This is a genomic window from Mesorhizobium sp. P2_H9 (assembly GCF_056403215.1).
In genome coordinates this window covers 320,968-346,356 of the sequence record NZ_JBFUFX010000004.1, presented here as the reverse complement: position 1 = coordinate 346,356, position 25,389 = coordinate 320,968, and the positions used below count along the sequence as shown (strand labels likewise).

22 protein-coding genes are annotated in these 25,389 nt (G+C 63.4%); 11 read left to right on the top strand and 11 right to left on the bottom strand.

Annotated elements, in window-relative coordinates:
- Positions 1–111: 111 nt before the first annotated feature.
- From AC1DXN_RS09885 to AC1DXN_RS09855, 7 genes are all read left to right on the top strand, one after another.
- On the top strand, positions 112–2,436 hold the full coding sequence (locus AC1DXN_RS09885; RefSeq protein ID WP_477275805.1) for a putative bifunctional diguanylate cyclase/phosphodiesterase: 2,325 nt from the start codon (positions 112–114) through the stop codon (positions 2,434–2,436).
- A gap of 316 nt (positions 2,437–2,752) precedes the next feature.
- Positions 2,753–3,445, top strand: a complete 693-nt coding sequence (locus tag AC1DXN_RS09880) for an N-acyl amino acid synthase FeeM domain-containing protein (protein WP_477421530.1) — start codon at positions 2,753–2,755, stop codon at positions 3,443–3,445.
- Between the two features lie 110 nt (positions 3,446–3,555).
- Positions 3,556–3,705 carry a DUF3096 domain-containing protein gene (locus AC1DXN_RS09875; RefSeq protein ID WP_080680904.1) on the top strand — a complete coding sequence of 50 codons (150 nt, stop codon included), beginning with the start codon at positions 3,556–3,558 and terminating at the stop codon, positions 3,703–3,705.
- A 169-nt stretch (positions 3,706–3,874) separates the two neighbouring features.
- Positions 3,875–4,099, top strand: coding sequence for an aa3-type cytochrome c oxidase subunit IV (locus AC1DXN_RS09870; protein WP_477241056.1), 225 nt, complete (start codon positions 3,875–3,877; stop codon positions 4,097–4,099).
- An 84-nt stretch (positions 4,100–4,183) separates the two neighbouring features.
- Positions 4,184–5,455 carry a Re/Si-specific NAD(P)(+) transhydrogenase subunit alpha gene (locus AC1DXN_RS09865; RefSeq protein WP_477241058.1) on the top strand — a complete coding sequence of 424 codons (1,272 nt, stop codon included), beginning with the start codon at positions 4,184–4,186 and terminating at the stop codon, positions 5,453–5,455.
- Positions 5,455–5,880: an NAD(P) transhydrogenase subunit alpha part 2 gene (locus AC1DXN_RS09860; RefSeq protein WP_477241060.1), complete on the top strand. Its 426-nt coding sequence runs from the start codon at positions 5,455–5,457 to the stop codon at positions 5,878–5,880. Before AC1DXN_RS09865 ends, AC1DXN_RS09860 begins: the two co-directional genes overlap by 1 nt.
- Before the next feature lie 6 nt (positions 5,881–5,886).
- Complete coding sequence (locus AC1DXN_RS09855; protein WP_477275803.1) at positions 5,887–7,293, top strand: NAD(P)(+) transhydrogenase (Re/Si-specific) subunit beta; 1,407 nt, start codon at positions 5,887–5,889, stop codon at positions 7,291–7,293.
- 82 nt (positions 7,294–7,375) lie between these two features.
- On the opposite strand, the gene AC1DXN_RS09850 is transcribed toward AC1DXN_RS09855, so the two are convergent.
- The 4 genes from AC1DXN_RS09850 to AC1DXN_RS09835 form a co-directional block, all read right to left on the bottom strand.
- Positions 7,376–8,281: a hypothetical protein gene (locus AC1DXN_RS09850; protein WP_477275801.1), complete on the bottom strand. Its 906-nt coding sequence runs from the start codon at positions 8,279–8,281 to the stop codon at positions 7,376–7,378.
- A gap of 221 nt (positions 8,282–8,502) precedes the next feature.
- Positions 8,503–10,974 carry a DNA topoisomerase (ATP-hydrolyzing) subunit B gene (gyrB, locus tag AC1DXN_RS09845; RefSeq protein ID WP_477275799.1) on the bottom strand — a complete coding sequence of 824 codons (2,472 nt, stop codon included), beginning with the start codon at positions 10,972–10,974 and terminating at the stop codon, positions 8,503–8,505.
- 145 nt (positions 10,975–11,119) lie between these two features.
- Positions 11,120–13,750 (bottom strand): caspase family protein, encoded by a 2,631-nt coding sequence (locus AC1DXN_RS09840; protein ID WP_477275796.1) that lies wholly within the window; start codon positions 13,748–13,750, stop codon positions 11,120–11,122.
- A gap of 90 nt (positions 13,751–13,840) precedes the next feature.
- Positions 13,841–14,410: an NADPH-dependent FMN reductase gene (locus tag AC1DXN_RS09835; protein ID WP_477275794.1), complete on the bottom strand. Its 570-nt coding sequence runs from the start codon at positions 14,408–14,410 to the stop codon at positions 13,841–13,843.
- 168 nt (positions 14,411–14,578) lie between these two features.
- On the opposite strand from AC1DXN_RS09835, the gene AC1DXN_RS09830 reads away from it, so the two are divergent.
- Entirely contained in the window at positions 14,579–15,955 is a 1,377-nt protein-coding gene (locus AC1DXN_RS09830; protein ID WP_477275792.1) for a cytochrome P450, read from the top strand.
- Between the two features lie 59 nt (positions 15,956–16,014).
- On the opposite strand, the gene AC1DXN_RS09825 is transcribed toward AC1DXN_RS09830, so the two are convergent.
- Both AC1DXN_RS09825 and AC1DXN_RS09820 read right to left on the bottom strand, forming a co-directional pair.
- Positions 16,015–16,989, bottom strand: coding sequence for a complex I NDUFA9 subunit family protein (locus AC1DXN_RS09825; RefSeq protein ID WP_477275790.1), 975 nt, complete (start codon positions 16,987–16,989; stop codon positions 16,015–16,017).
- Between the two features lie 207 nt (positions 16,990–17,196).
- The gene (locus AC1DXN_RS09820) at positions 17,197–17,478 is read right to left on the bottom strand and encodes a hypothetical protein (RefSeq protein WP_477275788.1); all 282 of its coding nucleotides are present in this window, start codon (positions 17,476–17,478) and stop codon (positions 17,197–17,199) included.
- Between the two features lie 138 nt (positions 17,479–17,616).
- On the opposite strand from AC1DXN_RS09820, the gene AC1DXN_RS09815 reads away from it, so the two are divergent.
- Positions 17,617–18,069, top strand: a complete 453-nt coding sequence (locus AC1DXN_RS09815) for a hypothetical protein (RefSeq protein WP_477275786.1) — start codon at positions 17,617–17,619, stop codon at positions 18,067–18,069.
- A 53-nt stretch (positions 18,070–18,122) separates the two neighbouring features.
- On the opposite strand, the gene AC1DXN_RS09810 is transcribed toward AC1DXN_RS09815, so the two are convergent.
- The 5 genes from AC1DXN_RS09810 to AC1DXN_RS09790 all read right to left on the bottom strand — a co-directional run bounded on the left by AC1DXN_RS09810 (position 18,123) and on the right by AC1DXN_RS09790 (position 22,591).
- A complete protein-coding gene (locus AC1DXN_RS09810) occupies positions 18,123–19,124 on the bottom strand; it encodes an Ldh family oxidoreductase (RefSeq protein ID WP_477275959.1) in 1,002 nt (333 codons plus the stop codon).
- Positions 19,125–19,268: 144 nt separating this feature from the next.
- Complete coding sequence (locus tag AC1DXN_RS09805) at positions 19,269–20,078, bottom strand: ABC transporter permease (protein ID WP_477275784.1); 810 nt, start codon at positions 20,076–20,078, stop codon at positions 19,269–19,271.
- A complete protein-coding gene (locus AC1DXN_RS09800) occupies positions 20,078–20,791 on the bottom strand; it encodes an ABC transporter permease (protein WP_477275957.1) in 714 nt (237 codons plus the stop codon). Before AC1DXN_RS09800 ends, AC1DXN_RS09805 begins: the two co-directional genes overlap by 1 nt.
- A 139-nt stretch (positions 20,792–20,930) precedes the next feature.
- Positions 20,931–21,725 carry a transporter substrate-binding domain-containing protein gene (locus AC1DXN_RS09795; protein WP_477241082.1) on the bottom strand — a complete coding sequence of 265 codons (795 nt, stop codon included), beginning with the start codon at positions 21,723–21,725 and terminating at the stop codon, positions 20,931–20,933.
- A gap of 53 nt (positions 21,726–21,778) precedes the next feature.
- The gene (locus AC1DXN_RS09790; protein ID WP_477275955.1) at positions 21,779–22,591 is read right to left on the bottom strand and encodes an ABC transporter ATP-binding protein; all 813 of its coding nucleotides are present in this window, start codon (positions 22,589–22,591) and stop codon (positions 21,779–21,781) included.
- A 220-nt stretch (positions 22,592–22,811) separates the two neighbouring features.
- On the opposite strand from AC1DXN_RS09790, the gene AC1DXN_RS09785 reads away from it, so the two are divergent.
- Together AC1DXN_RS09785 and AC1DXN_RS09780 are read left to right on the top strand one after the other, a co-directional pair.
- On the top strand, positions 22,812–23,660 hold the full coding sequence (locus AC1DXN_RS09785; RefSeq protein WP_477275953.1) for a dimethylarginine dimethylaminohydrolase family protein: 849 nt from the start codon (positions 22,812–22,814) through the stop codon (positions 23,658–23,660).
- Positions 23,657–25,249, top strand: coding sequence for a 5-guanidino-2-oxopentanoate decarboxylase (locus AC1DXN_RS09780; RefSeq protein WP_477275783.1), 1,593 nt, complete (start codon positions 23,657–23,659; stop codon positions 25,247–25,249). The genes AC1DXN_RS09785 and AC1DXN_RS09780 overlap by 4 nt, the downstream gene beginning before the upstream one ends.
- The last annotated feature ends 140 nt before the right edge of the window (positions 25,250–25,389 follow it).

Below are 25,389 nucleotides of genomic sequence, written 5' to 3'. Positions count from 1 at the left end.
TTTTCCGGTCTGTCTTGCCTTTCGCGCCCTGGTCAACCGAGCCCAAGCCGCTGTTCTAAGCCTTTCTTAAGGCGAGTGTGGCATGACAAGGCGCAGCTTTGGGCCGACGGTATGGGCAAAACAAAGACCGAAAACATCCCAGCGGATGTTTATATCCAGTTTGTGCGGTCGTTGTTCGACAACGCGCACATGCTGGTGATTGGCGGCGCGTGCTATTGGATCCTCGGATTCATGATCTACCTGCGCACGCACAATCCACTGTTTATTGGCTTTTCTTTCGTTCTGCTGTCCGTCAGCCTTTTCCGTTACTTCGGCATTCGCAGCTTCCGCAAGGCGGGCGGCACCATAGCCACGGTCGAAGAGGCACAGCAGTGGGAGCGCAACTATATCCTCAAGGGCTCCTTGCAGGGCCTAGGGTTGGGCTCACTGTGCTTCATATCGATCTATGTCTATCCCGATCCGTTTGCCGAACTGGCCGCGATGTCGCTGACTTTGGCGACCCTGGTTACGGTTGTCGGCCGAAACTACGGATCGCCGCGCATGGTGCGGATTTTCTCCGTGACCTTCATTGGTCCGGCAGCACTTGCACTCTTGCTGCGCATGGATGCTCCCTCGGTCGTCCTCGGCTTGATGATCATCCCGATGACGTTCATCACCATCAACAGCGCTGACCACGTCCGCAACGTGCTTTTCTCTGCGGTCATCGGCCACCAGCAGGCCAGGAAGCTCGCGCACCGGTTCGATCGCGCGCTCAACACCATGTCGCATGGCCTGGTCATGCTTGGCCCCGACGGCAAGGTCATTGTCGCCAACGCCGAAGCCGCGCATCTGATGGCGCTCAAATCGCCCGACGCGCTGCTTGGGCGGTCGATTCACAGCCTGCTGATGCGCGGTGTTGCCGGCGGCATGCTGGCGCCGAAGGATTGCCGTTACGTCGAGGCGCAGCTGACGCGCGCGCTGCGCGAGGGCCGCGACCGCAAGGTTCTGGTCTCCTTTTCCACGGGCCAGCATTACGAGTTTTCGGCCCGCGAAGGCAGCCAGGATCTGGGCGTTATCACGTTTGAGGATGTCACCGCTCGCGTCGAGTCTGAAGAGAAAATCCGCTTCATGGCGCGCTACGACAACCTCACCGGCCTGCCCAACCGCGCCTATTTCCACGAACTGGTCGGCGAGGCGATGGCGTCCGGCGGCCGCGATCGTCTGTGTGGGCTCGCCGTGCTCGATCTTGACGATTTCAAGAGCGTCAACGACACGCTTGGCCATCCTGTCGGCGACGGGCTGATCTACGCCGTCGCCGAGCGGCTGGCCGCCATCGCCGGGCCGAGCATCACCGTCAGCCGTTTCGGCGGCGATGAATTCATGATCTTCTTCGATAGCGTCGAGGACGAAAGCCATCTGACCGGCCTGCTCGACCAGATTTTCGGCGAATTGCAGGGCGAAGTCGATGTCGCCGGCCATGGGCTGCGCATCCAGGCCAGCGCCGGCACGGTGCTGTCCAAGGTCGAGGACACCGATGTCGACGCGATGATCGTCAAGGCCGACCTGGCGCTCTACAAGGCCAAGGAACTCGGCAAGAACAACTGGCGGCTGTTCGAGGCGTCGATGGATGCGGCTTTCCGCAGCCGTCAGCTGATGAAGGCCGACCTGCGCAACGCCGTCGAAGCCAAGGCGCTGCGTGTCGTCTATCAGCCGATCGTGGCAATGAACACGATGCGCATCGCCAGTTGCGAGGCGCTGTGCCGTTGGGACCATCCCGATCTTGGGCCGATCTCGCCCAGCATCTTCATTCCGCTGGCCGAGGAAATGGGCATCATTTCCGAGATCAGCACCTTCGTCCTGCAGGCCGCATGCACCGAATGCGCGAAATGGCCCGACCAGACCAGCGTCTCGGTCAACCTCTCCGCCAGGGATTTCCGCAGTCGCGACGTCATCCAGAAGGTCCGTGATGCGCTGGTCAGCTCCGGGCTCGCTGCCGGCCGCCTGGAGATCGAAGTCACCGAGACCGCGCTGCTCGACGACAAGTCACTGACGCGCCAATACATCGAGGAATTGAAACAGCTTGGCGTGCGCATTGCGCTCGACGATTTCGGCACCGGATATTCGAGCCTGAGCTATCTCCACAAGCTGCCGCTCGACAAGATCAAGATCGACCGCTCGTTCCTGATGGACGTAACCCAGAACCAGCGCTCGCTGGACCTGTTGAAGGGCATCGTCGATCTCACCCGGGTGCTGGGCCTGACTGTCACCGTCGAAGGGGTCGAGACCTTCGAGCAGCTCAAGGTCCTGGTGCATTCGGTGAAGCCGGACCTTGTCCAGGGCTTCCTCTTCGGTGCCGCGCTCAGTGCGTCGGGCATCGAGACGATGTCGACCGTCACCTGGCCATTCGCCGCGGACCTGCGTCTCCCCGCCAAACGGGGCAGCCAGCTGGTGTCGTGATCTCGAAGTTCACCTGAAACAGATTTCCAGTATCTTTCGAGATTTAAATTCGCTCCGACCTTGATATCGAACTCATGCGAATTTCAGAATCGGGATGTTGCCCCACCTGATTTTGCCTTTGCACGCTGAAAGGACCTTCCGTGGCTGTTAAGGTTAACGAAAGGTAAATCAACAGTATCTAACTTTCAGCTTGTGTCCCATTTCAACTCGAATAGCCTATCAGCAGGCGGAATTTCGAGGACAGATAATGGATATTGCAACGCAGGATGCTTCTGCTGGGATTCGCACGAGCGGCGGATCGGTGCTGAATCGCTCGATGATGCAACTGCTGGAGCATGTCGAGTACCGTCTCATTACGGGGGGCGAGGATCTGGAGGCAATCTATCGTCTTCGCTATCAATCCTACTTTCGCTCGGGCATGTCCGGCCCGATCGCCAGCGGGATGTTCGAGGACCGCTGGGACAATCTGCCCAATTCCTACCGGTTCGGCGTCTATTTCGATGGCCATTTGGTCAGCACGCTGCGCATCCACTACATCTCTCGCGAGCACCCGTATTCGCCCTCCGTCGATGCCTATCCGGAAATATTGGCCGAGCGGCTTGCCAGCGGCGAGACCTTCATCGATGGAACCCGGTTCGCAACCGACCCCGACAGCGCACCGGCACCCGGCGTGCTGCCGTTCCTGACACTCAGGCTTGGCATGGTCGCATCCAGCTACTTTGGCCAGACCGCGGTGCTTACGCCGGTCAAGATCGAGCATTCCGCTTTTTATGCCCGCATCTTCAATGCCAAGCAGAGGACCGAGGCAAAGGTATTCCCGGGCGTTCTTGCCCCGATCGCCTTGTTCGAAATCCCCTGCGGCGAAAACCTGCGCCTGACACTCGAACGCTTCCCGTTTTTCAGGTCGACGCCGTTGGAGCAGAGGATGATGTTTGCCAATCCGGCCATCAACCGTCTGCAGCCCCTGTCCATCCTGCCAACAGCGAAATATTACCGCGACGCCGCCTGAGGCGCCGATTTCTGCGAAATGCCTGGAGCTTTCGGGCCGGATCCGCGTTCTGATGGCGGCGGCGCGTTGACGCTCCGCGTCTTCGACGGATTTGTCAAAAGGAACCTGACATGCACATTTCCCAGCTCGCGCTCACCCCGCTGATTTCGCTCATCGCCGGCGTGCTCATCCTGGTGATGCCGCGGCTGCTCAACTACATCGTCGCGCTTTACCTCATCGTCGTCGGCTTGCTCGGGTTGTTCCCGCACCTCGCCGGCTGAGGCGCCGCGGGCCAGGTCCGTCTCCCCACGGCTCGCGGCGCGCCTGCCTCATTGGCGGCTTTCAACTTTCATTTGAGGCTGTTGTCTCCGGCGATGCGGCAATAGCGCCATTGCCCTCGGCGCGGCTTTTCGCTATGTGCCTCAAAGATGTCTTCGAAGGGGAATTCCTATGGCTGATCACACGCCGACCGGTCCTGTCGAACTGGGCGCGAAGATGGACTATGCCGAGCACGACCGCACCTATGCGGGCTTCATCGCGCTCGCCAAATACGGCTCGTTGTTTTGCGGCGCCCTGCTCCTGGCGATGGCTTTCGGCTTCTTTGCGGGCGGCTTCTTCTCGGCGACCATCCTGTTCGCCGTGATCCTGGCCGTCGGCGGCTTTATTCTCCGATAGACTTTTCAGACCCTTTGCCGGGGAGGTCGCCGGACATCCGGACGAAATCTTGCGCAAACAGGTTCCAGCCGAAAGGATCATGCGGTGGGACAGACGGTTTTCATCCCTCGTGAGCTCGACGCCAACGAGCCGCGTGTTGCGGCATCGCCCGATACGGTGAAGCGGCTGGCGGCTCTGGGTCTCGACGTGGTTGTCGAAACCGGAGCCGGCACCAGGTCACGCATTCCCGACGAGGAGTTCGCCAAGGCGGGCGCTTCGATCGGCAAGGCCGGCGATGCCGCCAGGGCCGATGTGGTGCTGAAAGTGCGCCGGCCAGGCGAAGCGGAACTCAAGGCCTACAAACCGGGCACCACGGTCATCGCCATCATGGATCCCTACGGCAATGATGCGGCTGTGGCAGCACTTGCCAAGGCCGGCGTCACCGCCTTCTCGATGGAATTCATGCCGCGCATCACCCGCGCCCAGTCGATGGACGTCTTGTCGTCGCAGGCCAATCTCGCCGGCTACCAGGCGGTGATCGACGGCGCTTCCGAATATGACCGGGCACTGCCGATGATGATGACCGCAGCCGGCACGGTGCCGGCAGCAAAGGTCTTCATCATGGGTGTCGGTGTCGCCGGCCTGCAGGCCATCGCCACGGCAAGGCGGCTAGGTGCTGTCGTCACTGCCACCGATGTGCGCCCCGCCGCCAAGGAACAGGTCGCCTCGCTCGGCGCAAAGTTCCTCGCCGTCGAGGACGAGGAGTTCAAGGCGGCCGAGACGGCGGGTGGCTATGCCAAGGAGATGTCGAAAGAATATCAGGCCAAGCAGGCTGCGCTGACCGCCGAGCACATCGCCAAGCAGGACATCGTCATCACCACGGCGCTGATCCCCGGCCGGCCGGCGCCAAAACTGGTTTCGTCGGCCATGGTCGCCTCGATGAAGCCGGGTTCGGTGCTGGTCGACCTTGCGGTCGAGCGCGGCGGCAATGTTGAGGGCGCCGTGCCGGGTCAGGTTGTCACCACCGCCAATAACGTCAAGATCGTTGGCCATCTCAACGTACCCGGCCGCGTCGCCGCTTCCGCCTCGCTGCTTTATGCCCGCAACCTTTTCGCCTTCGTCGAAACGCTGGTCGACAAGACCACCAAGACGCTCGCCATCAACCGCGACGACGATCTGGTCAAGGCGACCATGCTGACCGACGGCGGCAAGGTCGTGCATCCGGCTTTTGCCAAAGCGGCGGAACAGCCCCATGTCGAGCCGGCCGCAATCCCGGCCAAGACGATGGTTGCCGACGCAGCCGCGCCGAAGAAAGCCGCTTCAAAGAAAGCTGCAGCACCCAAGTCGCCTTCGTCCAAGTCCAAGGGGATTGCGTGATGGACCAGACCTTGCAGAAAGCCCTCGACCAGCTCGATCAGGCCTCCGCCGCCGTCCGGCTTGCGGTGCAGAACCTGGCCACCGCCCCAGGTGGCGCTGATGCCGCGGGCGATGCCGCGCACGCTTTGTCCGGCGGCGCCATCGATCCTTTTGTCTTCCGCTTCGCCATCTTCATCCTGGCGATCTTCGTCGGCTACTATGTCGTCTGGTCAGTGACCCCGGCGCTGCACACGCCGCTGATGGCCGTCACCAACGCCATTTCCTCGGTCATCGTCGTCGGCGCGCTGCTTGCGGTCGGCATCGCCGCCTCCGGTATTGCCGCCGGTTTCGGCTTCGTCGCGCTGATGCTGGTCTCGGTCAACATCTTCGGCGGCTTCCTCGTTACCCAGCGCATGCTGGCCATGTACAAGAAGAAGGACAAGTAGAGCGCCATGAACGCCAACTTCGCGTCCTTCCTCTATCTAGTGTCCGGCGTCCTGTTCATCATGGCGCTGCGCGGCCTGTCGCATCCGACCACCAGCCGCCAGGGCAATCTCTACGGCATGATCGGCATGGGCATTGCCATCGCCACCACGCTGGCACTGGCGGCCCCGTCTGTCCCGTCGGCCGGCCGCTACTGGCTGATCGTCCTCGGCCTCGCCATCGGCGGCTCCATCGGCGCGGTCACCGCGCGGCGCATCGCCATGACCTCGATGCCGCAGCTGGTCGCCGCCTTTCACAGCCTCGTCGGCCTTGCCGCGGTCATGGTGGCGGCCGCCGCGATCTATGCCCCTGAAAGTTTCGGCATCGGCACCGTTGCCGATATCCACGCCCAGGCGCTGATCGAGATGAGCCTTGGCGTCGCCATCGGCGCCATCACCTTCACCGGCTCGGTCATCGCTTTCCTAAAGCTCGACGGCCGCATGTCGGGCAAGCCGATCATGATCGGCGGTCGCCACTTCATCAACGCCGCCCTTGGCATCGCGTTGGTCGTGCTGATCATCCTGCTGGTTACCACCGAGTCCAAGCTGGTGTTCTGGCTGATCGTCGCGGCCTCGCTTCTCCTCGGCGTCCTCTTGATCATCCCGATCGGCGGCGCCGATATGCCGGTGGTCGTGTCGATGCTCAACTCCTACTCGGGCTGGGCCGCGGCGGCGCTGGGCTTCACGCTCGGCAATCTGGCGCTGATCATTACCGGTGCGCTGGTCGGCTCGTCCGGTGCGATCCTGTCCTACATCATGTGCAAGGGCATGAACCGAAGCTTCATCTCCGTCATTCTCGGCGGCTTCGGCGGCGAGACGGCGGCAGCTGCCGATGACGGCATCGAGCGCACGGTCAAGCAGGGCTCGGCCGACGATGCCGCCTACCTGATGATGAACGCGCAGAAGGTCATCATCGTGCCCGGCTACGGCATGGCGGTCGCCCAGGCCCAGCACGCGCTGCGCGAAATGGCCGACAAGCTCAAGGCCAACGGCGTCGACGTCAAATACGCCATCCATCCGGTCGCGGGCCGCATGCCCGGCCACATGAACGTGCTGCTGGCCGAAGCCAACGTGCCCTATGACGAAGTGTTCGAGCTCGAGGACATCAACTCCGAATTTGCGCAGGCCGACGTGGCCTATGTCATCGGCGCCAACGACGTCACCAACCCTTCGGCCCGCGACGACAAGTCGTCGCCGATCTACGGCATGCCTATCCTCGATGTCGACAAGGCGCGCACCTGCCTGTTCGTCAAGCGCTCGCTCGGCTCCGGCTATGCCGGCATCGACAACACGCTGTTCTACAAGGACGGCACCATGATGCTGCTCGGCGACGCCAAGAAGATGACCGAAGAAATCGTCAAGGCGATGGATCACTGAGCCGTTTTCCCGCCCAGCCAACCCTTCGAAACAGAAAAGCCCGGCTGAAGCCGGGCTTTTCTGTTTCGGGATGAGAGCCCGCTCAGCGACTGGTCAGCAGGATTGCTTCCTCGTCGTCGCGCTGCCTGCCGCCAAGGGCGGCCGCGGCACTGGCGATGAAAGCGCCGATGACCAGCGACAGTGCGCCAAGCAGCGCAAACGTCGCGCTGCCTTTCCTGGCGGTGTCGGCAACCTGTTTTGCTTTGACCTTGGCGTCCTCAACCTTGGCAACCAGCGCATCGACCCGTGCCTTGGCATCGGCTTCTGACAGACCGGTGCGGGCAGCCACCAGCTGCGACAGATAGGTCTTGTCGTCGGCCGAAATCTCGTCCGCCGCAGCGCTGGCGATCAGGATGCGCGAGGCCTGGGCCGCGGCATCGCCGTCCGGATTGGCGGTTGCTAGCTTGGTTGCATCGGCCGGACGGAACAGCGAATCCACGAGATAGGATGTCGCATTGTCGGTTCCGCCAGCATTCGCTGAGGCACCTGCTGAAGCACCGAGTGCGGCACCCGAGGCCCCCGTGGACACGGCTTGCACGCCGGTTCCGACCGCCGCCGACAGCGCCGAGCCAAGCACGCCGACGACGAGCAGTGTCGCCAGTGCCCAGGCCAGGAAGCCATGCGCGGTGTCACGGAAATAGACCTCATCCGTGTGGATGCCGACCCATTTGGTGCGCAGCCGGCCGGCGAGATACCCGCCGACTCCTGAGGAAAGCCACTGCACGATGACCAGCCAGATCGCGGTGGAAACCGCGAAGGTGGTGATCGAAGCGCCGGAGCCGGACCATGGCGAAACCATGCTCAGTCCGAGCCCCGAGCCGAGCAGCATCAGGATGAAGGTCAGCGTCGAAGCCGCAAAGGCGCCGGCGATGATCGGCCCCCAGCTGACGGCGGTGGAAGAGGATTCGGTGGACGCGGAAACGTCGACAGCCGATAGGGTGGACTGCATTTAAGGCCCCCTATCGCACGAAAAGCATGATGAGAATGATGATTGGAATCGGAATCCCGAGCAACCAGAGCAAGATACCACGTCCCATGAAGACCTCCTTTGAGAAATTGTGATCGATGTTGTCACAATGTCTTGGAAGGGCTTCTGTTCCCGCCGGCGCTCAATGATTTTGTTGCGTTGGATCAGGCGATGGCGCGGTGAGCCGCGCCAATGCTTCGATATCAGATATCCAGATTGGCGACCGACAGCGCGTTTTCCTGGATGAACTCGCGCCGCGGTTCGACCTCGTCGCCCATCAGCCGCGAGAACAGGCTGTCGGCGTCGGTCGCGTCATTGACCTTGACCTGCAGCAGCGAGCGCACATTCGGGTCGAGCGTGGTTTCCCACAGCTGCTCGGCGTTCATTTCGCCGAGGCCCTTGTAGCGCTGCATGGTCAGGCCTTTGCGGCCGGTGGCAAACACGGCGTTGAGCAGCGCCAGCGGTCCCGAGATGGTTTCCGAGACGTCCTTGCGGCGCAGCACCGGCGGCTCGCCATAGACCTCGGTGAGGCGCGGCGCATAGCGGTCGAGCTGGCGCGCATCCGCCGAATTGATCAGCCCGAGATCGAGATGCGCGAATTCCTTGACGCTGCGCACCGTGCGTTCGAACACATAGCCGCCGGTTCCCTCATTCGAGGTCGACATGCGGCCGGTCCAGCCGCGCTCGGTGTCCTCGGCGATGATGTCGAGACGCTTGGCGACACGCTCGGCCATGGCGTTGGCGCGTGCGAGATCGGTAAACACATCCGGGTTGAGGCCGCCGGCGATCGCCGCCTGCTCGACCACGCCCCTGTTGTAGCGCGTGTGCAGGCCGTTGATCAGCTGGCGCACCGCCAGCGCGTCATCGATGGCGCTGCGCAGATCCTGTCCGGTGCGCACCTCGCCCGAACCGAGCGAAAGCGACGCCTCCTCCAGCCCCGAGCCGATCAGGAACTCCTCGAAGGCGCTCTCGTCCTTGATGTATTGCGAGCTCTTGCCGCGCGTCACTTTATAGAGCGGCGGCTGGGCGATGTAGAGATGGCCGCGCTCGATCAGTTCCGGCATCTGCCGGAAGAAGAAGGTGAGCAGCAAGGTACGGATGTGGGCGCCGTCGACGTCGGCGTCGGTCATCAGGATGATCTTGTGATAGCGCAATTTGTCGGCGTTGAACTCATCCTTGCCGATCGAGGTGCCGAGCGCTGTGATCAGCGTGCCGATCATCTCGGAGCCGAGCATGCGGTCGAAACGGGCGCGCTCGACATTGAGGATCTTGCCGCGCAGCGGCAGAATGGCCTGGTTCTGGCGCGAACGGCCACCCTTGGCCGAGCCGCCGGCCGAGTCACCCTCGACGATGAAGATTTCGGATTTCGCCGGGTCGCGTTCCTGGCAGTCGGCCAGCTTGCCGGGCAGCGAGGTGACGCCGAGCGAGCTCTTGCGGGTGATGTCGCGCGCCTTGCGCGCGGCTTCGCGCGCTGCTGCTGCCTGGATGACCTTGTCGATGACCACCTTGCCTTCGCTGGGGTGCTCCTCGAGCCAGGTGCCGAGCGCCTCGTTGACGAGACCCTCCACCACCGGACGGACTTCTGACGAGACCAGYTTGTCCTTGGTCTGCGAGGAGAATTTCGGATCGGGMACCTTSACCGACAGCACAGCCGTCAGGCCCTCGCGGCAATCGTCGCCGATCAGCGCCACCTTTTCCTTCTTGGTCAGGCCCGAGGATTCGCCGTAGCCGGTGATCTGACGCGTCAGCGCGCCACGGAAACCAGCCAGATGGGTGCCGCCGTCGCGCTGCGGGATGTTGTTGGTGAAGGCCAAAACATTCTCGTGGTAGCTGTCGTTCCACCACATGGCGACTTCGACGGTGATGCCGTCGCGCTCGGCCTTGATGGCGATCGGCTTGTCGATCAGCGGCTTCTTGACCCGGTCGAGATATTTGACGAACTCTTCCAGACCGCCATCATAGTGCAATTCATGGCGCACGATGTCGGCATGGCGGGCATCGGTCAGAATGATGCGCACGCCGGAATTGAGGAAGGCGAGCTCGCGCAGCCGGTGTTCCAGCGTGCCGAAGTCGAACTCGACCATGGTGAAGGTTTCGGACGACGGGAAGAACGTGATCGCGCTCCCGCTGCGGCCCTCATAAGTCCCTGGCTGCTTGTCCTGCTCGTAGCTGCCTGTCGCCTTCAGCGGCGCATCGGCATTGCCGTGGGTGAAGCTCATCTCGAAGATCTGGCCGTTGCGGCGGATCTTCAGCTTCAGCCAGGCCGACAGCGCGTTGACCACCGACACGCCGACGCCGTGCAGGCCGCCCGACACCTTGTAGGAGTTCTGGTCGAATTTGCCGCCGGCATGCAGCTGCGTCATGATCACTTCGGCCGCCGAAATGCCTTCGCCGGTGTGGATATCCGTCGGAATCCCGCGGCCATTGTCGATAACCGTCACCGAACCATCGGGATTGAGCGTCACGGTGACCAGGTCGGCATGGCCTGCCAGCGCCTCGTCGATGGCGTTGTCGACCACCTCATAGACCATATGATGCAGGCCGGAGCCGTCGTCGGTGTCGCCGATATACATGCCCGGCCGCTTGCGGACGGCATCCAACCCCTTCAAAACCTTGATGGAATCGGCGCCGTATTCGGCTTCGGCGCCGTTGGTGTTCTCGGTCTGGTCGCTCATGAAAACCTGTTGTCTAGATGCCGCTTGTACAGCGCGAAAAATCGGCCCCGAATCGCGCCCCTGATATTGTCTAGATATAGGCGCGAAAGGCGGTTTTTCCAAGGTTTGCGGGCATTTCCGGGCCGAATCCCGGGCTGGCAGCCGGCTATTTTTTTCGGGCCCCGGATTTGGCGAGAAGGTTGCGCAAATATTTGATCATGAATTGGTCTCCGGGCGCCAGCCGCCCGGTCCGGTCAAGCTCCAGCGTCAGGTTGAGCGCCTTGGTCAGCGCCGCCTTCGGATCTTTCGCCACATAAGCATAGGCGATGTAGGCGCGTGCCAGATCAGCCTGCCAGATCGCATTGTTCGGATCGGACTGGGCCAATTTCTTGGCGATAGCCAGGCTGGCTTCGAAGGCCGTTTTGGAACCCTCAAAGTGACGCCGGTCGGTCTCCAGATAACCGATCTTCTGCAGGGTGATCGCCAGGTCGCGTTGCCAGTCGGAATTGGCTGGGTCCAGCTTGGCCAGCCGCTCGGCTATGGCAAGACTGTCCTGATAGTTTTGCAATGCGCCGCTGACGTCGCCCTGGGCATCCAGCACGCTCGCAACCTTGTCGAGAGAGACAGACAGGCCGCGCTGCCAGTCGGTGTTGCCGGGATCGGTGGCGGCAAGATCACGCGCTATGTCCAGCGCCTGCTGGTAGGACTCCAGTGCGGGCGGCCAATCCTTCTGATCGCTGTACGCATTGCCGATCTTGGCGTAACTGACCGACAGGTCGCGCTTCAAATCGGTATCGTTGGGGTCGCGGCGCACCAGCTCTTCGGCGATCGCCCGGCTCTTGTTGAAGGCCGTCAGCGCGCCGGCGGGGTCGCCGCGCTCGCGCAGCACATCCCCGATCCTGTCGTGGCTGACGGAGACGGCGCGCTGGCGCTCAGCGTCATCGGGTTTGTTCTCGGCCAGCGCCAGCCGAATTCTCAGACTCTCTTCAAAGGCGGTCTGGGCGCCATCCAGTTGGCCGGCGGTGCGGGCAAGATCGCCGATTTCGTCATAGGTAATGGTCAGGTCGCGCAGCCGATAGGCGCTGTCCGGCTCCGCATCGGCCAGCTGCTGCTTGATTGCCAGGCTTTGTTGGTAGGCCTGGGCGGCGGCGCCCACATCGCCTTGCGTCGCCAGCACGTTGCCGATCTTGTCGTTGGCCATGGCAAGATCGCCGAGCCAGTCTTTCTTGTCCGGCGCGCCTGTGGTCAGGTCCTGCAGCATGTCCCTGGCCGCCTCATAGTTTTCCAGGGAGATCGGCAGGTCGCCTTGCGCCATCTTTATGTTGGCGAGCTTGATATGGCTGATGGCGAGATCGCGCTTGACGCTGGGATCGGTTTCCTGACGCGACCGCTGCTCGAGATTGGCCAACAATGCGGCAAAGGCACGGCCGGCGGCGTCGGTATTGCCAACGGTTGTGTAGAGAATACCGAGTTCCTCCAGCGTGCGGCTCTGGCGGTCGGCCTGTTCCAGGCTGAGCGAGGTCTGCCCGGCCTCGCCATAGAGTGCCAGCACGGACTCGTAGTCGCTGATGGCGGTAGCGTAGTCGAGATTGGCGCGTGCTGCGCCACCGGAAAGAAACCGCGTGGCCGCCTCGGAAAGGGTGCGGCTGACGAATTTGGCCTTCAAACTGTTGCGCGAGACATTGTCGATGTCGGCGGCCTTGGCAAGGATCACGCGTGCGCCATCGAAGGCGCCGAGCGACAACTGCTCTTCGGCCTGCCGGCGCAGTTCGCTCACCTTCGGGTCGTCGGCAGCCAGCGTCTTCATGTCGTCGCGCACCTTGACGAAGGCATCAGCCGCCTCGCGCAGTTTGGCGTCCAGGCTCTCGCCGGAGAGGTGGCTGGTATCGGTGCTGATCAGCGCGCCATAGAGCGGCGCCAGCGGCATGTCGGCATCGCTGGCAATCTGCTCGACCTGGCCGCGCATCTCCGGCGTCACATCGGCCATAGCGAGCAGCAGCCGTTCACGTTCGGGCAATTGCTCCTTGGCCGCTGAGGCAAAGAACAGCTGCGGCAGGCCGCTCTCGACATAGGGCAGCTGCTTGCCGCGGCTGAGATCATAGACCTCCTGCTGCACCAGGGTCAGCACCGAGCGGATTTCGAGTCCGTCGGTGCCGAGATATTTGGTCAGCGCCGCCGTGAACGGCGAATTCGCACCGCTGCCGTCGGCAGCCGTCTCGCCGGGCGACGCCGAAAAGGCGAACAGGATGTTCTCCGCCTTCCCGATGCGGCCGAGCCCTGGCTTGACCTTCTCAGTGACATCTTTGGCCAGCGATGTCGCACCGCGCCCTTCGCCACTGGCGTCTGCGAACGGATCGCTGCGGCAGGCGTCGAGCACGATCAGCCCGACCTTTGCCGAGGCGGCGACCGCATCGCGCACCTCTTCCAGCGGCAGGCTGGTCTTCTCCAACGCGTCGAGCGAGGAAGCGTCTGCGTCGACCGGCAGCAGCCGGTTGTCGCCGGAGATCTCGACGCCGTGGCCGGAAAAATACACCAGCGCCACGTCGGCGCCCTTGGCGTCCTCGCGAAAATCGTCAAGCGCACGGCGCATGCGTCTCAGATCGCGGTTGGTTTCGAGAATGACTTCGAAGCCGAGCTTCTTCAAAGCGGTTTCCATCGCCTCGCCGTCATGGACCGGATTGGCGAGCGGCCGGATCAGCCGGTAGTCGTCATCGGCGATGACCAGAGCAACGCGCCGCTCCGCCACGGCCGTGGCAGTCGCCGACAAGATCAGCAGCAAGGCAAACAGCAAGCGCAAGTCGAACCGCCCCCGGCTCGTTCATTTGCGCGAACATTCCACCTCTTTATGGCATGAGCAAGCCTAGCTTTTGGCCGAAAACCGGCTCTTTCAGGCAGCCCGCATCGGCTTCAGCGCGTCGGTCCAGCGCAACAGCTCGTCCAGCATCGCTTTGGCTCCGCCAACCACCTGTTCGCTGGCGTTGAAAGCCCCGTTCTCGTCGAGCAGTTTTTGGTACATCGGCAGCGCGACTCCTTCGGGGATCGGCATCACCCCGACCGCGGTCAGCAGTGGCTTGAGCGCCTGCGCCGCGCGCAGGCCGCCGGAGACGCCGCCATAGCTGAAAATGGCGGCGGGTTTGTACTTCCACTCGCGCAAGAGATAATCGATCGCGTTGACGATCGCCGGAGCGACGAAATAATTATACTCCGGCGCCACGAAGACAAAGGCGTCGGCGGCGTCGATCGCCTTCGACCAGGCCTTCGTGTGGTCCTTCTCGTATTTGCCGAGTTTTGGATGATGCGGCTCGTCCAGCACCGGCAGGTGGAACGCGGCGATGTCGGTCAGCATCGGCTCGAATTTTCCGTGTTCGCGCGCGAAACCCTCCAGCCACTCTGCAAAAACTGGCCCGGCGCGGCCCGGCCGCGTGCTGCCGATGATGATGTTCAACTGGTGCTTCAAGGTGGGCTCCTGACGGTATCTGTTGGTGACCGCCACCTAAGCCATGCCGCTCGCAGCGACAAGAAGGCACCTCGCGGTAACCGGTCACATCTAGGAGAGCAGGGGCCTTGCTGTTCGGTCACATGGACGCCTGCTTTGCGGCTCACTACATTGGGTCCGGAGTACCTCATGGACACGCAACCCGCCCCCTTCGTGCCGCCGGCGCCCAAGCCGCGCACGACGCCGCCTTCGACGCTGGAGATGATGCGGATCGTCTACCGCAATCCGCTCGAATTGTGGGGCGAGCACACCTACAACGAACCCTGGATCTCGGCGAATGGCGTCGGCGGCCATCTGATCGTCGCCAACGATCCCGGCCTCATCCGCCATGTGCTGATCGACAACGCCAAGAACTACAAGATGGCGACGGTGCGCCAGATGATCCTGCGGCCGATCCTGCGCGACGGCCTGCTGACCGCGGAAGGCGAGGTGTGGAAGCGCTCGCGCAAGGCTATGGCGCCGGTGTTCACGCCGCGCCATATCTTTGGCTTCGCCGCGCCGATGCTGAAACGCACGCAGGAGTTCGTCACCCGCTACGAGGGCGGCGCCACCTCGGACATCGCCCATGACATGACGCTGCTCACCTACGACATCCTGGCCGAGACGCTGTTTTCCGGCGAGATCGCAGGCGAGCCGGGCAGTTTCGCCAACGAGATCGACCGCCTGTTCGAGACCATGGGCCGCGTCGATCCGCTCGACCTGTTGCGGGCGCCCGACTGGCTGCCGCGACTGACCCGCATCCGTGGCCGCAAGACCATGGCCTATTTCCGCAAGATCGTCACCGACACCGTCAAGCTGCGCGAGGAGAGGATCAAGCGCGACCCTGATACCGTGCCGCAGGACTTTCTCACGCTTCTGCTCAAGGCCGAAGGGCCGGACGGGCTGACGCGGGCCGAGGTCGAGGACAACATTATCACCTTCATCGGCGCCGGCCACGAAACCACCGCGCGGGCGCTGGGCTGGACGCTCTATTGCCTCGCCGAATCACCGTGGGAGCGCGACAGGGTTGAGCGCGAGATCGATCAGGTGCTGGCGCGCGAGCCCGACCCGACGAAATGGCTCGACGCCATGCCATTCACCCGCGCCGCCTTCGACGAGGCGCTCAGGCTCTATCCGCCTGCGCCGTCGATCAACCGCGAGCCGATCGAACCGGAGACCTGGAACGACCTTTACATACCTAAGCATGCCGCGGTGCTGGTGATGCCGTGGGTCGTCCATCGCCACAGGAAGCTGTGGGACCGGCCTGACGCCTTCATGCCGGAGCGGTTCCATCCGGGAAACCGCGAAAAGATCGACCGCTTCCAGTATCTGCCGTTCGGCGCCGGCCCACGCGTCTGCATCGGCGCCAGCTTTGCCATGCAGGAGGCGATCATCGCGCTGGCCGTCATGCTGTCGCGCTTCCGCTTCGACAGCACAGCCGACACCAAGCCGTGGCCGGTGCAGAAACTGACGACGCAGCCGCAGGGCGGCTTGCCGATGCAGGTCACGCCGCGCAAGGCGCGCTGAATTTCAGGTGATGCCGGCCTGACCCCAATCTCAAAACGCCTTTGGGCAGGTACGCTGAACTAAGCGGCGGGCCGGCGCTGGAACTGGCCGGCGGCGCGAAAACGCCAGAGATAGCTCGGCAGGATCGTTCCGATCGACTGCGGCTGGATGCCGAGGCCGGTCAGCGTCCTGTTGTCCTTGGTGGCCGTATCCGAAACGATGTTGTGTTCGCGCAGCTGCATCACCTGGTCCTTGGTCAGCAGCGGATTGGGCAACAGGCCGAGGATCGACGCCTGCAGGTTCGCCACCCACCACGGCACCGGCACCAGCAGCCGCTTGCGCTCGATCACGGCAAGCAGCTCTTGCATGCACTCCTTGAAAGTCAGCACCTGCGGTCCGCCGAGTTCGTAGATCTGGCCGCCCTTGACCTTGCCTTCGACCGAGCGCGCCACCACTTCGGCGACATCGCCGACATAGACCGGCTGGAACTTGGTCCCGCCGCCGCCGATCAGCGGCAGCACCGGCGAATAGCGCGCCATGTTGGCGAAGCGGTTGAAGAAGCCATCCTCCGGCCCGAAATTGATCGACGGCCGCAAGATGACGGCATCCGCGACCGTCTCCAGAACCGCCTTTTCGCCGAGCGCCTTGGTGCGTGCGTAGTCAGACTGCGATTTTGCGTCCGCACCCAGCGCCGAGATGTGGGTGAGCCCGGCGCCGACCGAGCGCGCGGCTTCGGCGATGGCGCGGGCGCCGAACTCATGCACGGCGCCGAATTTCTGCCGGCCGCCCTCATGCAGGATGGCGACCAGGTTGACGACATGGTCGGCGCCTTGCACGGCGCGGTCGACCGACCAGCGCATGCGCACATTGGCCTGCACCGGCTGGATCTGGCCGACATTGCCGAGCGGCTGCAGATGTCCGGCGAGATCGGGCCGGCGGCAGGCGACCCGGATGCGGTAGCCGCGCTTGGCCAGCGCCCGCACGACGTGGCGGCCGACAAAGCCTGACCCACCGAAGACGACGACGAGCTTGGGGGTCTGCAGGATTTCGGTCATGGCTGGCTCCGGCGCTCGAAAGCTTGGCTGAAGCCGTTTCTTAATCCGTTTCGCGCCAAAGGCAAAGAGCGACCAGAGGTCGCCGGCAGCCTGGCTTGGAACATGCCCTTCCGCGGGTCGGCAAAATGCAGAAAACCCCGCCGAAGCGGGGTTTTCCGGGTGACTCCATGCGGTGTCAGGGGCCGACGGACCTGACCTGAGACGGTATCAGGAGGGCGTGAAGCAAGTACGCCCACCCCAACCCTGAACATCCGACATGGTGCCGCCTACCTGCTTGCAGGCCGCGATGAAGTCGGCGCTGCAATTGGCGAATTTGGCGTGGCCGTTCTTGCAATAGTGATCCTCGGTGGCGCCGCCGCTTGGCGCGGCAATGACGCCTGGCGCGGACGGCTTGACTGGTGCGCTCTTCAGCGTTGCGGCCTGGGTGGCGCCCATGAAGGAGCCGAGCAGAAGGACAGCGGTCAGGAAGGTGGTCTTGGTGTTGGTCATGATGATTTCCTTTGATTGGGTGGGTTTCCGAGGCGCGAAGGGACGCACCCTTCACGTGAAGTAGGATCTCGATACGAGTTTGTTGTTCCCCTCGGTGATCGGGCGAGCTCACCTCGCCCTGGACAAGGATGGGTCGCCGTGACCCGCAGAAAGGTTCAAGCGCGTTCGCAAAAAATGCACGCCGCCTCGCCGCAAGGCCCGGCTGGTCCCGCCGATCAAGATCAATCAACCGTGGAGGCGACCGGGTTCAGTGCCCTCGGAACTTTTGTCCGGCTGGCGATTTTATGCTGTGATTCCGAATGGAGGATATTGCCGATGACGACAAAACGCGTTGCGACCGTCGCTCTCGCTTTCGCAATAGGCAGCAGCGTCTGCGCCGCGGCGTTCGCGGGCGAACGGCATCACCGACAGAAACCTCAACCCGAGCGCTACGTTCCCGCCGATGGCAACATCATCGACATCCTGTTCGGCGGCCCGCGCTACTATGATCAGATGCTGCTCACGACGTCGGCTGGAGCGTGCTCCTACGACAAGGTAGGACCGGATGCGAATGCGTTGAACAAGATCAACGATCACCACTGCGGCAAGTAGGGTCGCGCTGCCGGATCGGCAGGCGCCAGCCAATTATTGGACGAAGAAATTATTCAGGCGGAATAGCGCTCGGCGAATTCGGAAATGCGCTGGATCACCGCCTTGGGCGCTGTGATGCCTCGCGCTTGTGCCTTCTCCGCCGCTTCGGCCCGCGCGCGACCGGGCACGTGCACGCCATAGCGCCGGCGCAGCCGGTCGAGCTGATCCTTCATACGCTGCTCGAAGTCCGGGTCGAGCAGCTTGGGCTCGACGGCAAGCACGAACAGGCCGGTTCCGGGGCTGTCCGGTCCGCCGCTGAACCATGGCGCATCGAGCGACCAGTTGGCGCCCGACAGGCCGGCTGCCAGCACCTCGACCATCAGTGCGATGTTGGCGCCGCGCTGGCCGCCAAAGGCAAGCATGGCGCCTTTCATGGCGGCGGCGGGATCGGTGGTTGGATTGCCGCTGACGTCCAGCGCCCAGCCTTCGGGAATTTTCTTGCCGTCCTCGGCCGCCTTGCGGATGTTGACGAAGGCGGTGGCGCTCGACGACTGGTCTATGACCAGCGGCGCGCCGTCGGCGGCGGGAGCGGCAAAGGACATCGGATTGGTGCAGTAGACCGGCTTGATCGAACCCGAGCCGGCGAGCACGGCCGGCCCGTTGGTCGCGGCGAAGGACACCATTCCCAATGCCGCCAGCCTTCCGGTGAAATAGCCGAGCGCGCCGCAAGTATAGGCGTTCTTCTGCGAAAAGATGGCGACGCCGAACAGTTTTGCCGCCTTGGCGAGGTCCTCGATGGTGCGATCGAAGCCAGTATGCGCCAGGCCGCCGCGCGCATCGGAGAGATAGACCGCCAGCGCCGGCCGGGTGATCACCGGGTCGGCATTGCCGTCGATGCGGCCGGCTTCCAGCGCCTCGAGATAGTCGATGAAATGCGACAGCCCGACCGTCGACAGCCCTTCCGCCTCGGCTGATATGATCGAGGCGGTCAGCGATTGCGCCGCTTCCTCATTGGCGCCGGCGCCGAGCGCCGCCATCCGGCACAGTCCTTTTGCCTGGTCGAGACTGAGTTGCATCATGGCCGTCCTGCTATTGCGATAACTGGTTGGGTGGGTCTAACAGCACATGAGGTGGTGTTTGTGTTGAAAATCGTCCGCAACTGCAAGAAAAACGGCGGACAAGTCCGCCGTTGCAAACTCGGGTTACGAACCCGTCCGACTCTAGCCGATCTTGTTCGGGATCCGCGCCTCGATCCTGCTGAAGGCGAAGACCAGAATGCCCGTGATCGTCATGTAGATCAGCGCCAGCAGCAGCAAGGGTTCATAGGTCAGGTAGGTATCCTGCCGCACCTTGGACGAGACGGCGAAGATGTCGATGACGCTGATCGTCGCCACCAGCGGCGTCGACTTCAGTTGCAGCACGGTTTCGCCGGTCAGCGTCGGCAGCGCCCGGTAGACGGCCTGCGGCAGCCAGATGCGCCGAAAAGTCTTCCAGCGGCTCATGCCGAAGGCACGGGCCGCTTCCAGCTGGCCCTTCGGCACGCCGGCAAAGGCGCCGCGCATCACTTCGCCTTCATAGCCAGCGAACGACAAGGTCAGCGCCAGCACGCCATAGGGCCATGCTTGCCTGAGATACGGCCACATCCACGACTCGCGTATCCAGGGATATTGCGGAAACAGCGAGCCCAGCCCGTAGTAGAGCAGCCAGAGCTGTATCAGCAGCGGCGTGCCTCTGATGACGGTGCAGAAGGCCTTGGCCGGTGCAGCGAACCAGAAGGAGCCGGCAGCCTGCGCCAGCCCGAGCGGCACGGCCAGCAGGAAGCCCAGAAAGCAGGTGACAGCCAGGATCCACAGCGCGCGCCAGATGCCGAGCAAGCCCATTTCGTAATATTGCGGTAGCCAGTCCCAGCGCATGAAGAAGGCGGCCGCCAGAACCAGTCCAAGCGCGATGAGGATCAGCACGATACGGTGCGGTTGCAGCCACAGCGAAGTCCGCGCGGCGACATTGATGATGGCAGCTTCGCCGGCCATCAGCGCGCTTCCTTGAGCGAAGGCATGCCGCGCTTGGATCGGGCCTCGACGCGACCGATGAGGAAGTTCGAGATTAAAGACACCACAAGATAGAGGAGGGCTGCAGCAAAAAAGAAGGTAAAATAGGCCTTGGTCACGCCCGCCGCCTGCCGCGTCGCCAGCGCCAGTTCTTCGAAGCCGACGACGGCCAGAAGAGCGGTGTCCTTGGTGGCGATCAGCCACAGATTGGCGAGCCCCGGTATGGCGAAGGGCAGCATCGCCGGCAGCGTAATGCGCCTCAGCATCAGGCCGGGCGACATGCCGTAGGCACGCGCCGCTTCGATTTGCCCCTGCGGAATGGCAAGGATCGCGCCGCGTATGACCTCGGTCGAATAGGCGCCCTGCACGAAGCCGAGCACGAAGATGCCGGCCGCCAGTCCGCTAATGTCGATGCGCTGGTAGCCCATAGCCGCCAGCATCTGATTGATCAAATCGGTGCCGGCGTAGTAGAGTAGCAGGATCAGCACCAGTTCCGGCACGGCGCGCACGACAGTGGTGTAGACCGCGAGCAGGTCGCGCACCACGGGGCCGCCATAGAGTTTGCCGAAGGCGCCGGCAGTGCCGATCATAAGACCGAGGCAGGTGGCGCCGAGCGCGATCTCGAGCGAATGCAGAAGGCCGAGCAGGAGCTTACCACCCCAGCCGGGTGGCGTGGGGGAGAGAAGCTCGATGATGCCGGCCGCCGAGGCCGAAAGAAATGCGTCGATCAGCGTCGCCCCCGAATGGCTGGCTCAACCGCTGGCGACATCCGCCAGCGGAAAGCTTTCATGGATGACCATACGGCGGGCCGTATGGTCATTCGCTCAAGCGCGGTCAGTTCGACTGCGCGTCGCTGCCATAGATGTCGAAATCGAAATATTTCTTCGAGATCTCTTCATATTTGCCGTTGGCGCGGATGGCCTTGATGCCGGCGTTGATCTTGTCCTTCAGCTCGGTGTCTTCCTTGCGGATGCCGGCGCCGACGCCTGGCCCAAGAACCTCGAGATCCTGCTCGACCATGCCTTTCAGGTCGCAGCACGCCTTGCCCTGGTCGGATTTCAAGAACTCGCCAAGCGCGATCGAGTCGGCCTGCACCGCGTCGAGACGACCAGCGGCGAGATCCTGGTTGGCCTCGTCCTGCGTCTGATACTCCTTGATTTCGGCGGCGCCGGTGAAGTGCTTCTTGGCATAGACTGCATGCACCGTCGACACCTGCACGCCGATGACCTTGCCCTTGAGGTCGTCAGGCGTGGCACCGAACTTCTGGTCCTTCGGGCCGATGATGGCGGTCGGCGTGTTGTAGTATTTGTCGGAGAAGCTGATCGTCTTTTCGCGTTCGGCGGTGATCGACATCGAGGCGGCGATGACGTCGATCTTCTTGGTCGTCAGCGCCGGAATGATGCCGTCCCAGCCGACCGGGGTGATGACGCAGTCGAGCTTCTCTTCGGCGCAGACGGCATCGATGAACTCGATTTCCCAGCCGACCCACTTGCCGGAGGCGTCCGGTGAGGCGAAGGGCGGATAGGGTTCAGCGGCGACGCCGATCTTGACCGGATCGGCCTTGGCCACGCCCATTGCGGCGACGCCGAGCAGCAGCGCTGCGGCAAATGTCTTCAAAACGGTCTTCATTTCGTAAACTCCCAGTTTGTTGTTGGTTCCCCGGTCTTTTCGTCCGCCTCGGCTTAGCCGATGTTGCGGATGAATTGCTTGAGCCTTTCGGATCTGGGGGCGCCGAAGATCTGCTCCGGCGGCCCTTCTTCCTCGACCAGCCCGTTGTAGAGATAGACGACATGCGTCGCGACCTCGCGGGCAAACTTCATTTCGTGCGTGACCAGCACCATGGTGCGGCCTTCGCGCGCCAGGTCGCCGATCACCCTCAGCACCTCGCCGACCAGTTCCGGGTCGAGTGCCGAGGTCGGCTCGTCGAACAGCATGACGCGCGGATTGATGGCGAGCGCCCGGGCGATCGCCGCGCGCTGCTGCTGGCCACCCGAGAGATAGGCCGGATAGACGTCGCGCTTTTCGGCCAGGCCGACGCGCGCAAGCAGTTTTTCGGCCTCCGCGATGGCGATATCGCGCTTGACCCCCAGAACATGCACCGGAACCTCGATGACGTTCTCGATCAGCGTCATATGGCTCCACAGGTTGAAGTTCTGGAACACCATGCCGAGCTTGGAGCGGATGCGTTCGATCTGCCTGCGGTCGGCCGGAATGGTGTGGCCGTGGCTGTCTGCCTTCAGCCGGATTTCCTCGCCATTGACGCGGATGATGCCACTGGTCGGGTTTTCCAGGCAGTTGATGCAGCGCAAGAGCGTCGACTTGCCGGAGCCGCTGCCGCCGATGATGGCGATCACCTCACCGTCGCGCGCCGACAGCGAAACGCCCTTCAGCACATGCAGTTGGCCGAATTTCTTGTGCAGGTTCTCGACATGGATGGCTTCGGCGGCGCCGTCCTGCGCGGTGTGTTTCAGTGCGGATGAAGTACCCTGCGCCATCATCTTGCCGGCGCTCCGCGGAGTGGCCGGACTCGTCGCTGCTCGATTTTTTTTACCCATCACCCGTCACTGGACAGAGTTCCCATGCTCAAGATGGACCGTTCCGCTTGCCTCCGTCAACCATGGTTTTTGGACCATTGATCACGGCTTGCTGAGTGGCTATTGGCAGGAAGGGGATTTTCAGGAGAGTTTAGTGGGCAAAACTTACGGGTCACAGTCCATGGCCGGGACGCTGCAGCGTGTGCTGATGCGTTCCGCCGCCAGCGCCATGCGTCACGCCAAGGCGCCGGAGTGGCACTATGGCCCGGGCTTTGACCCACACAAGGCAGCCGCCCAGCATGAGGTGTTGGCGAGGCTGGTCGCCTCATCCGGCGCCGAGATCGAATGGCTGACCGACGCCGATGACGGTCTTGCCGATTCCGTCTTCACCCACGATCCGTCCTTGATGACCGATCACGGCGCCATCATTCTGGCCATGGGCAAGGCCTTGCGCCGGCCCGAACCCGGCTTGCACGAGGCGGCCTACATCAGCATGGGCGTACCCATCCTCGGCCGCATCGATCCTCCCGGCCAGGTCGAGGGTGGCGATTGCGTCTGGGTGGATGCCAACACGCTGGCGGTCGGCCGCGGTGTGCGCACCAACCAGGACGGCATCCGGCAGCTCTCGGATCTGCTCTCGCCCAAAGGCATCGAGGTTTTCGGCTTCGACCTGCCGCTGTGGCACGGCGAGGAAGCCTGCCTGCATCTGATGTCGGTGATCAGCCCGCTCTCCGACGATCTGGCGCTGGTCTACGCGCCGCTTCTGCCGGCCGCCTTCTACCAGATGCTGAACGCGCGCGGCATTCGCCTGATCCAAGGCGACGCCGGCGAGTTCCATGCCTCCAACGGGCTCAGCCTCAATGTGCTGCCGACCGCGCCGCGCCAGGTGATCGCCGTTGCCGGTTTTCCCAAGACCGCTGCAGCCATGCAGGCCGCCGGCTGCACGGTCACGACTTTCGAGGCGGATGCGCTGTGCATCGCCTGCGAGGGCGGTCCAACCTGCCTCACGCGCCCGGTGCTCAGACAATGACGACCCTTGGGACGACCGTCGGCGAAGCGCTCATTTCCCTGCTCGAAGCCCATGGCGTCGATACCGTCTTCGGCATTCCCGGCGTGCACACGGTCGAGCTCTATCGCGGACTGGCGCGGTCGAACATCCGCCACGTCACGCCGCGCCACGAGCAGGGCGCCGGCTTCATGGCCGACGGCTATGCGCGGGCCAGCGGCAGGCCGGGCGTCGCCTTCGTCATCACCGGACCGGGGCTGACCAACACCATCACCGCCATGGGCCAGGCGCGCGCCGATTCGGTGCCGATGCTGGTGATCTCAGGCGTCAATGCGACGCCGACGCTGGGCAAGGGGCTCGGCCATCTGCACGAACTGCCCGACCAGCGCGGCATGATGGAGAAGGTGGCGCTGTTTTCGCAGCGGGTCACCGACGCCGGCGAACTGCCCGGCGCGCTGGCCCGCGCCTTCGCGCTGTTTTCGTCCGCGCGCCCCGGCCCGGTGCATATCGAGATCCCGACGGATGTCATGGTCAAGCCGGCCGACGGCCTCGTCGCGTTGCTGAGCAACGCAGCACCACCCACGCCGGATACAGCTGCCATCGCCGAGGCGGCAAAGCTTGTCGCGGCCGCGCGCCGCCCGCTGATCCTGGCTGGCGGTGGCGCCAGCCGGGCCGAAGCGCCGCTGCAACGCCTGGCCGAATTGCTCGGCGCGCCAGTCGTCCAGACGGCCAATGCCCGCGGTCTGTTGCATCGCCATCCATTGTGCGTGCCGGCCAGCCCCAGCCTGAAGGCGGTGCGGGCGCTGATGGCAGACGCCGATCTGGTGATCGCCGCCGGCACGGAGTTCGGTCCGACCGACTATGATGGCTACAGCGATGGCGGCTTTGTGCTGCCGGCCAATTTGATCCGCATCGACATCGGCGCCGACCAGCTTGCCCGCCGGCCGGCGACGGTTTCGATCCAGGCCGATTGCAGCGCTGCTCTCGAAGCGCTGCTTGCCGAAGTCGGCACGGCCCCGGCAGTGTCCGGCGACGGCGCGGCCCGCGCCGCGGCAACGCGGCAAGCGGCGTTTGCCGAGCTCAGCTCGACGCTGCAGGCGCAGACGTACGCCGTCGAGGCGATCCGCGATGCGTTGCCCGGCTCGATGATCGTCGGCGATTCGACCCAACCGGTCTACGCCGCCAATCTCTACTACGACCACGATCGCCCGGGCGGCTGGTTCAACGCCGCCACTGGTTTTGGCGCGCTCGGCTATGGCCCGCCGGCGGCGATCGGAGCCGCCCTTGCCATGCCGGGTGTGCCGGTCGTCTGTCTTACCGGCGACGGTGGTTTTCAGTTCACCTTGCCGGAACTCGGCGCGGCACTGGATGCGGCGGCACCGGTGATCTTTGTCGTCTGGAACAATCGCGGCTACCGCGAGATCGAAACCTCGATGCTCGATGTCGGCGTCGAGCCGGTTGGCGTATCGCCGGCTCCGCCGGATTTCTGCAAGCTGGCCGAAGCCTATGGCATCGCCGCCGAGCGGCTTGCCGACATCGATGGACTGGCGGTCGCCCTCAAGCGCGCGCGGGCAACCGGAAAACCGCACGTCATCGAAATTACCGTGGATTGAGCCCTGTGACAGGGGATAGCGATGACCGGCCGGCGCGTTCGTTTTTCAGCGAGCCGACGCCGATCCGCGATCCGCTGACAATTCCGTATCTGGCCGCGCCGCGCTGGGTGGCGTCCTCACGCGCCTTGCCCTGGCCGTTG

What these genes read in the sequence shown, in the direction of transcription:
- AC1DXN_RS09780 (WP_477275783.1), top strand. Translation starts at nt 23,657, where the DNA reads ATGACGACCCTTGGGACGACCGTCGGCGAAGCGCTCATTTCCCTGCTC.
- AC1DXN_RS09855 (WP_477275803.1), top strand. Translation starts at nt 5,887, where the DNA reads ATGAACGCCAACTTCGCGTCCTTCCTCTATCTAGTGTCCGGCGTCCTG.
- AC1DXN_RS09790 (WP_477275955.1), bottom strand. Translation starts at nt 22,591, where the DNA reads ATGGCGCAGGGTACTTCATCCGCACTGAAACACACCGCGCAGGACGGC.
- AC1DXN_RS09805 (WP_477275784.1), bottom strand. Translation starts at nt 20,078, where the DNA reads ATGGCCGGCGAAGCTGCCATCATCAATGTCGCCGCGCGGACTTCGCTG.
- AC1DXN_RS09850 (WP_477275801.1), bottom strand. Translation starts at nt 8,281, where the DNA reads ATGCAGTCCACCCTATCGGCTGTCGACGTTTCCGCGTCCACCGAATCC.
- AC1DXN_RS09885 (WP_477275805.1), top strand. Translation starts at nt 112, where the DNA reads ATGGGCAAAACAAAGACCGAAAACATCCCAGCGGATGTTTATATCCAG.
- AC1DXN_RS09825 (WP_477275790.1), bottom strand. Translation starts at nt 16,989, where the DNA reads ATGACCGAAATCCTGCAGACCCCCAAGCTCGTCGTCGTCTTCGGTGGG.
- AC1DXN_RS09880 (WP_477421530.1), top strand. Translation starts at nt 2,753, where the DNA reads ATGATGCAACTGCTGGAGCATGTCGAGTACCGTCTCATTACGGGGGGC.
- AC1DXN_RS09830 (WP_477275792.1), top strand. Translation starts at nt 14,579, where the DNA reads ATGGACACGCAACCCGCCCCCTTCGTGCCGCCGGCGCCCAAGCCGCGC.
- AC1DXN_RS09875 (WP_080680904.1), top strand. Translation starts at nt 3,556, where the DNA reads ATGCACATTTCCCAGCTCGCGCTCACCCCGCTGATTTCGCTCATCGCC.
- AC1DXN_RS09795 (WP_477241082.1), bottom strand. Translation starts at nt 21,725, where the DNA reads ATGAAGACCGTTTTGAAGACATTTGCCGCAGCGCTGCTGCTCGGCGTC.
- AC1DXN_RS09820 (WP_477275788.1), bottom strand. Translation starts at nt 17,478, where the DNA reads ATGACCAACACCAAGACCACCTTCCTGACCGCTGTCCTTCTGCTCGGC.
- AC1DXN_RS09810 (WP_477275959.1), bottom strand. Translation starts at nt 19,124, where the DNA reads ATGCAACTCAGTCTCGACCAGGCAAAAGGACTGTGCCGGATGGCGGCG.
- AC1DXN_RS09860 (WP_477241060.1), top strand. Translation starts at nt 5,455, where the DNA reads ATGGACCAGACCTTGCAGAAAGCCCTCGACCAGCTCGATCAGGCCTCC.
- AC1DXN_RS09870 (WP_477241056.1), top strand. Translation starts at nt 3,875, where the DNA reads ATGGCTGATCACACGCCGACCGGTCCTGTCGAACTGGGCGCGAAGATG.
- AC1DXN_RS09785 (WP_477275953.1), top strand. Translation starts at nt 22,812, where the DNA reads ATGGCCGGGACGCTGCAGCGTGTGCTGATGCGTTCCGCCGCCAGCGCC.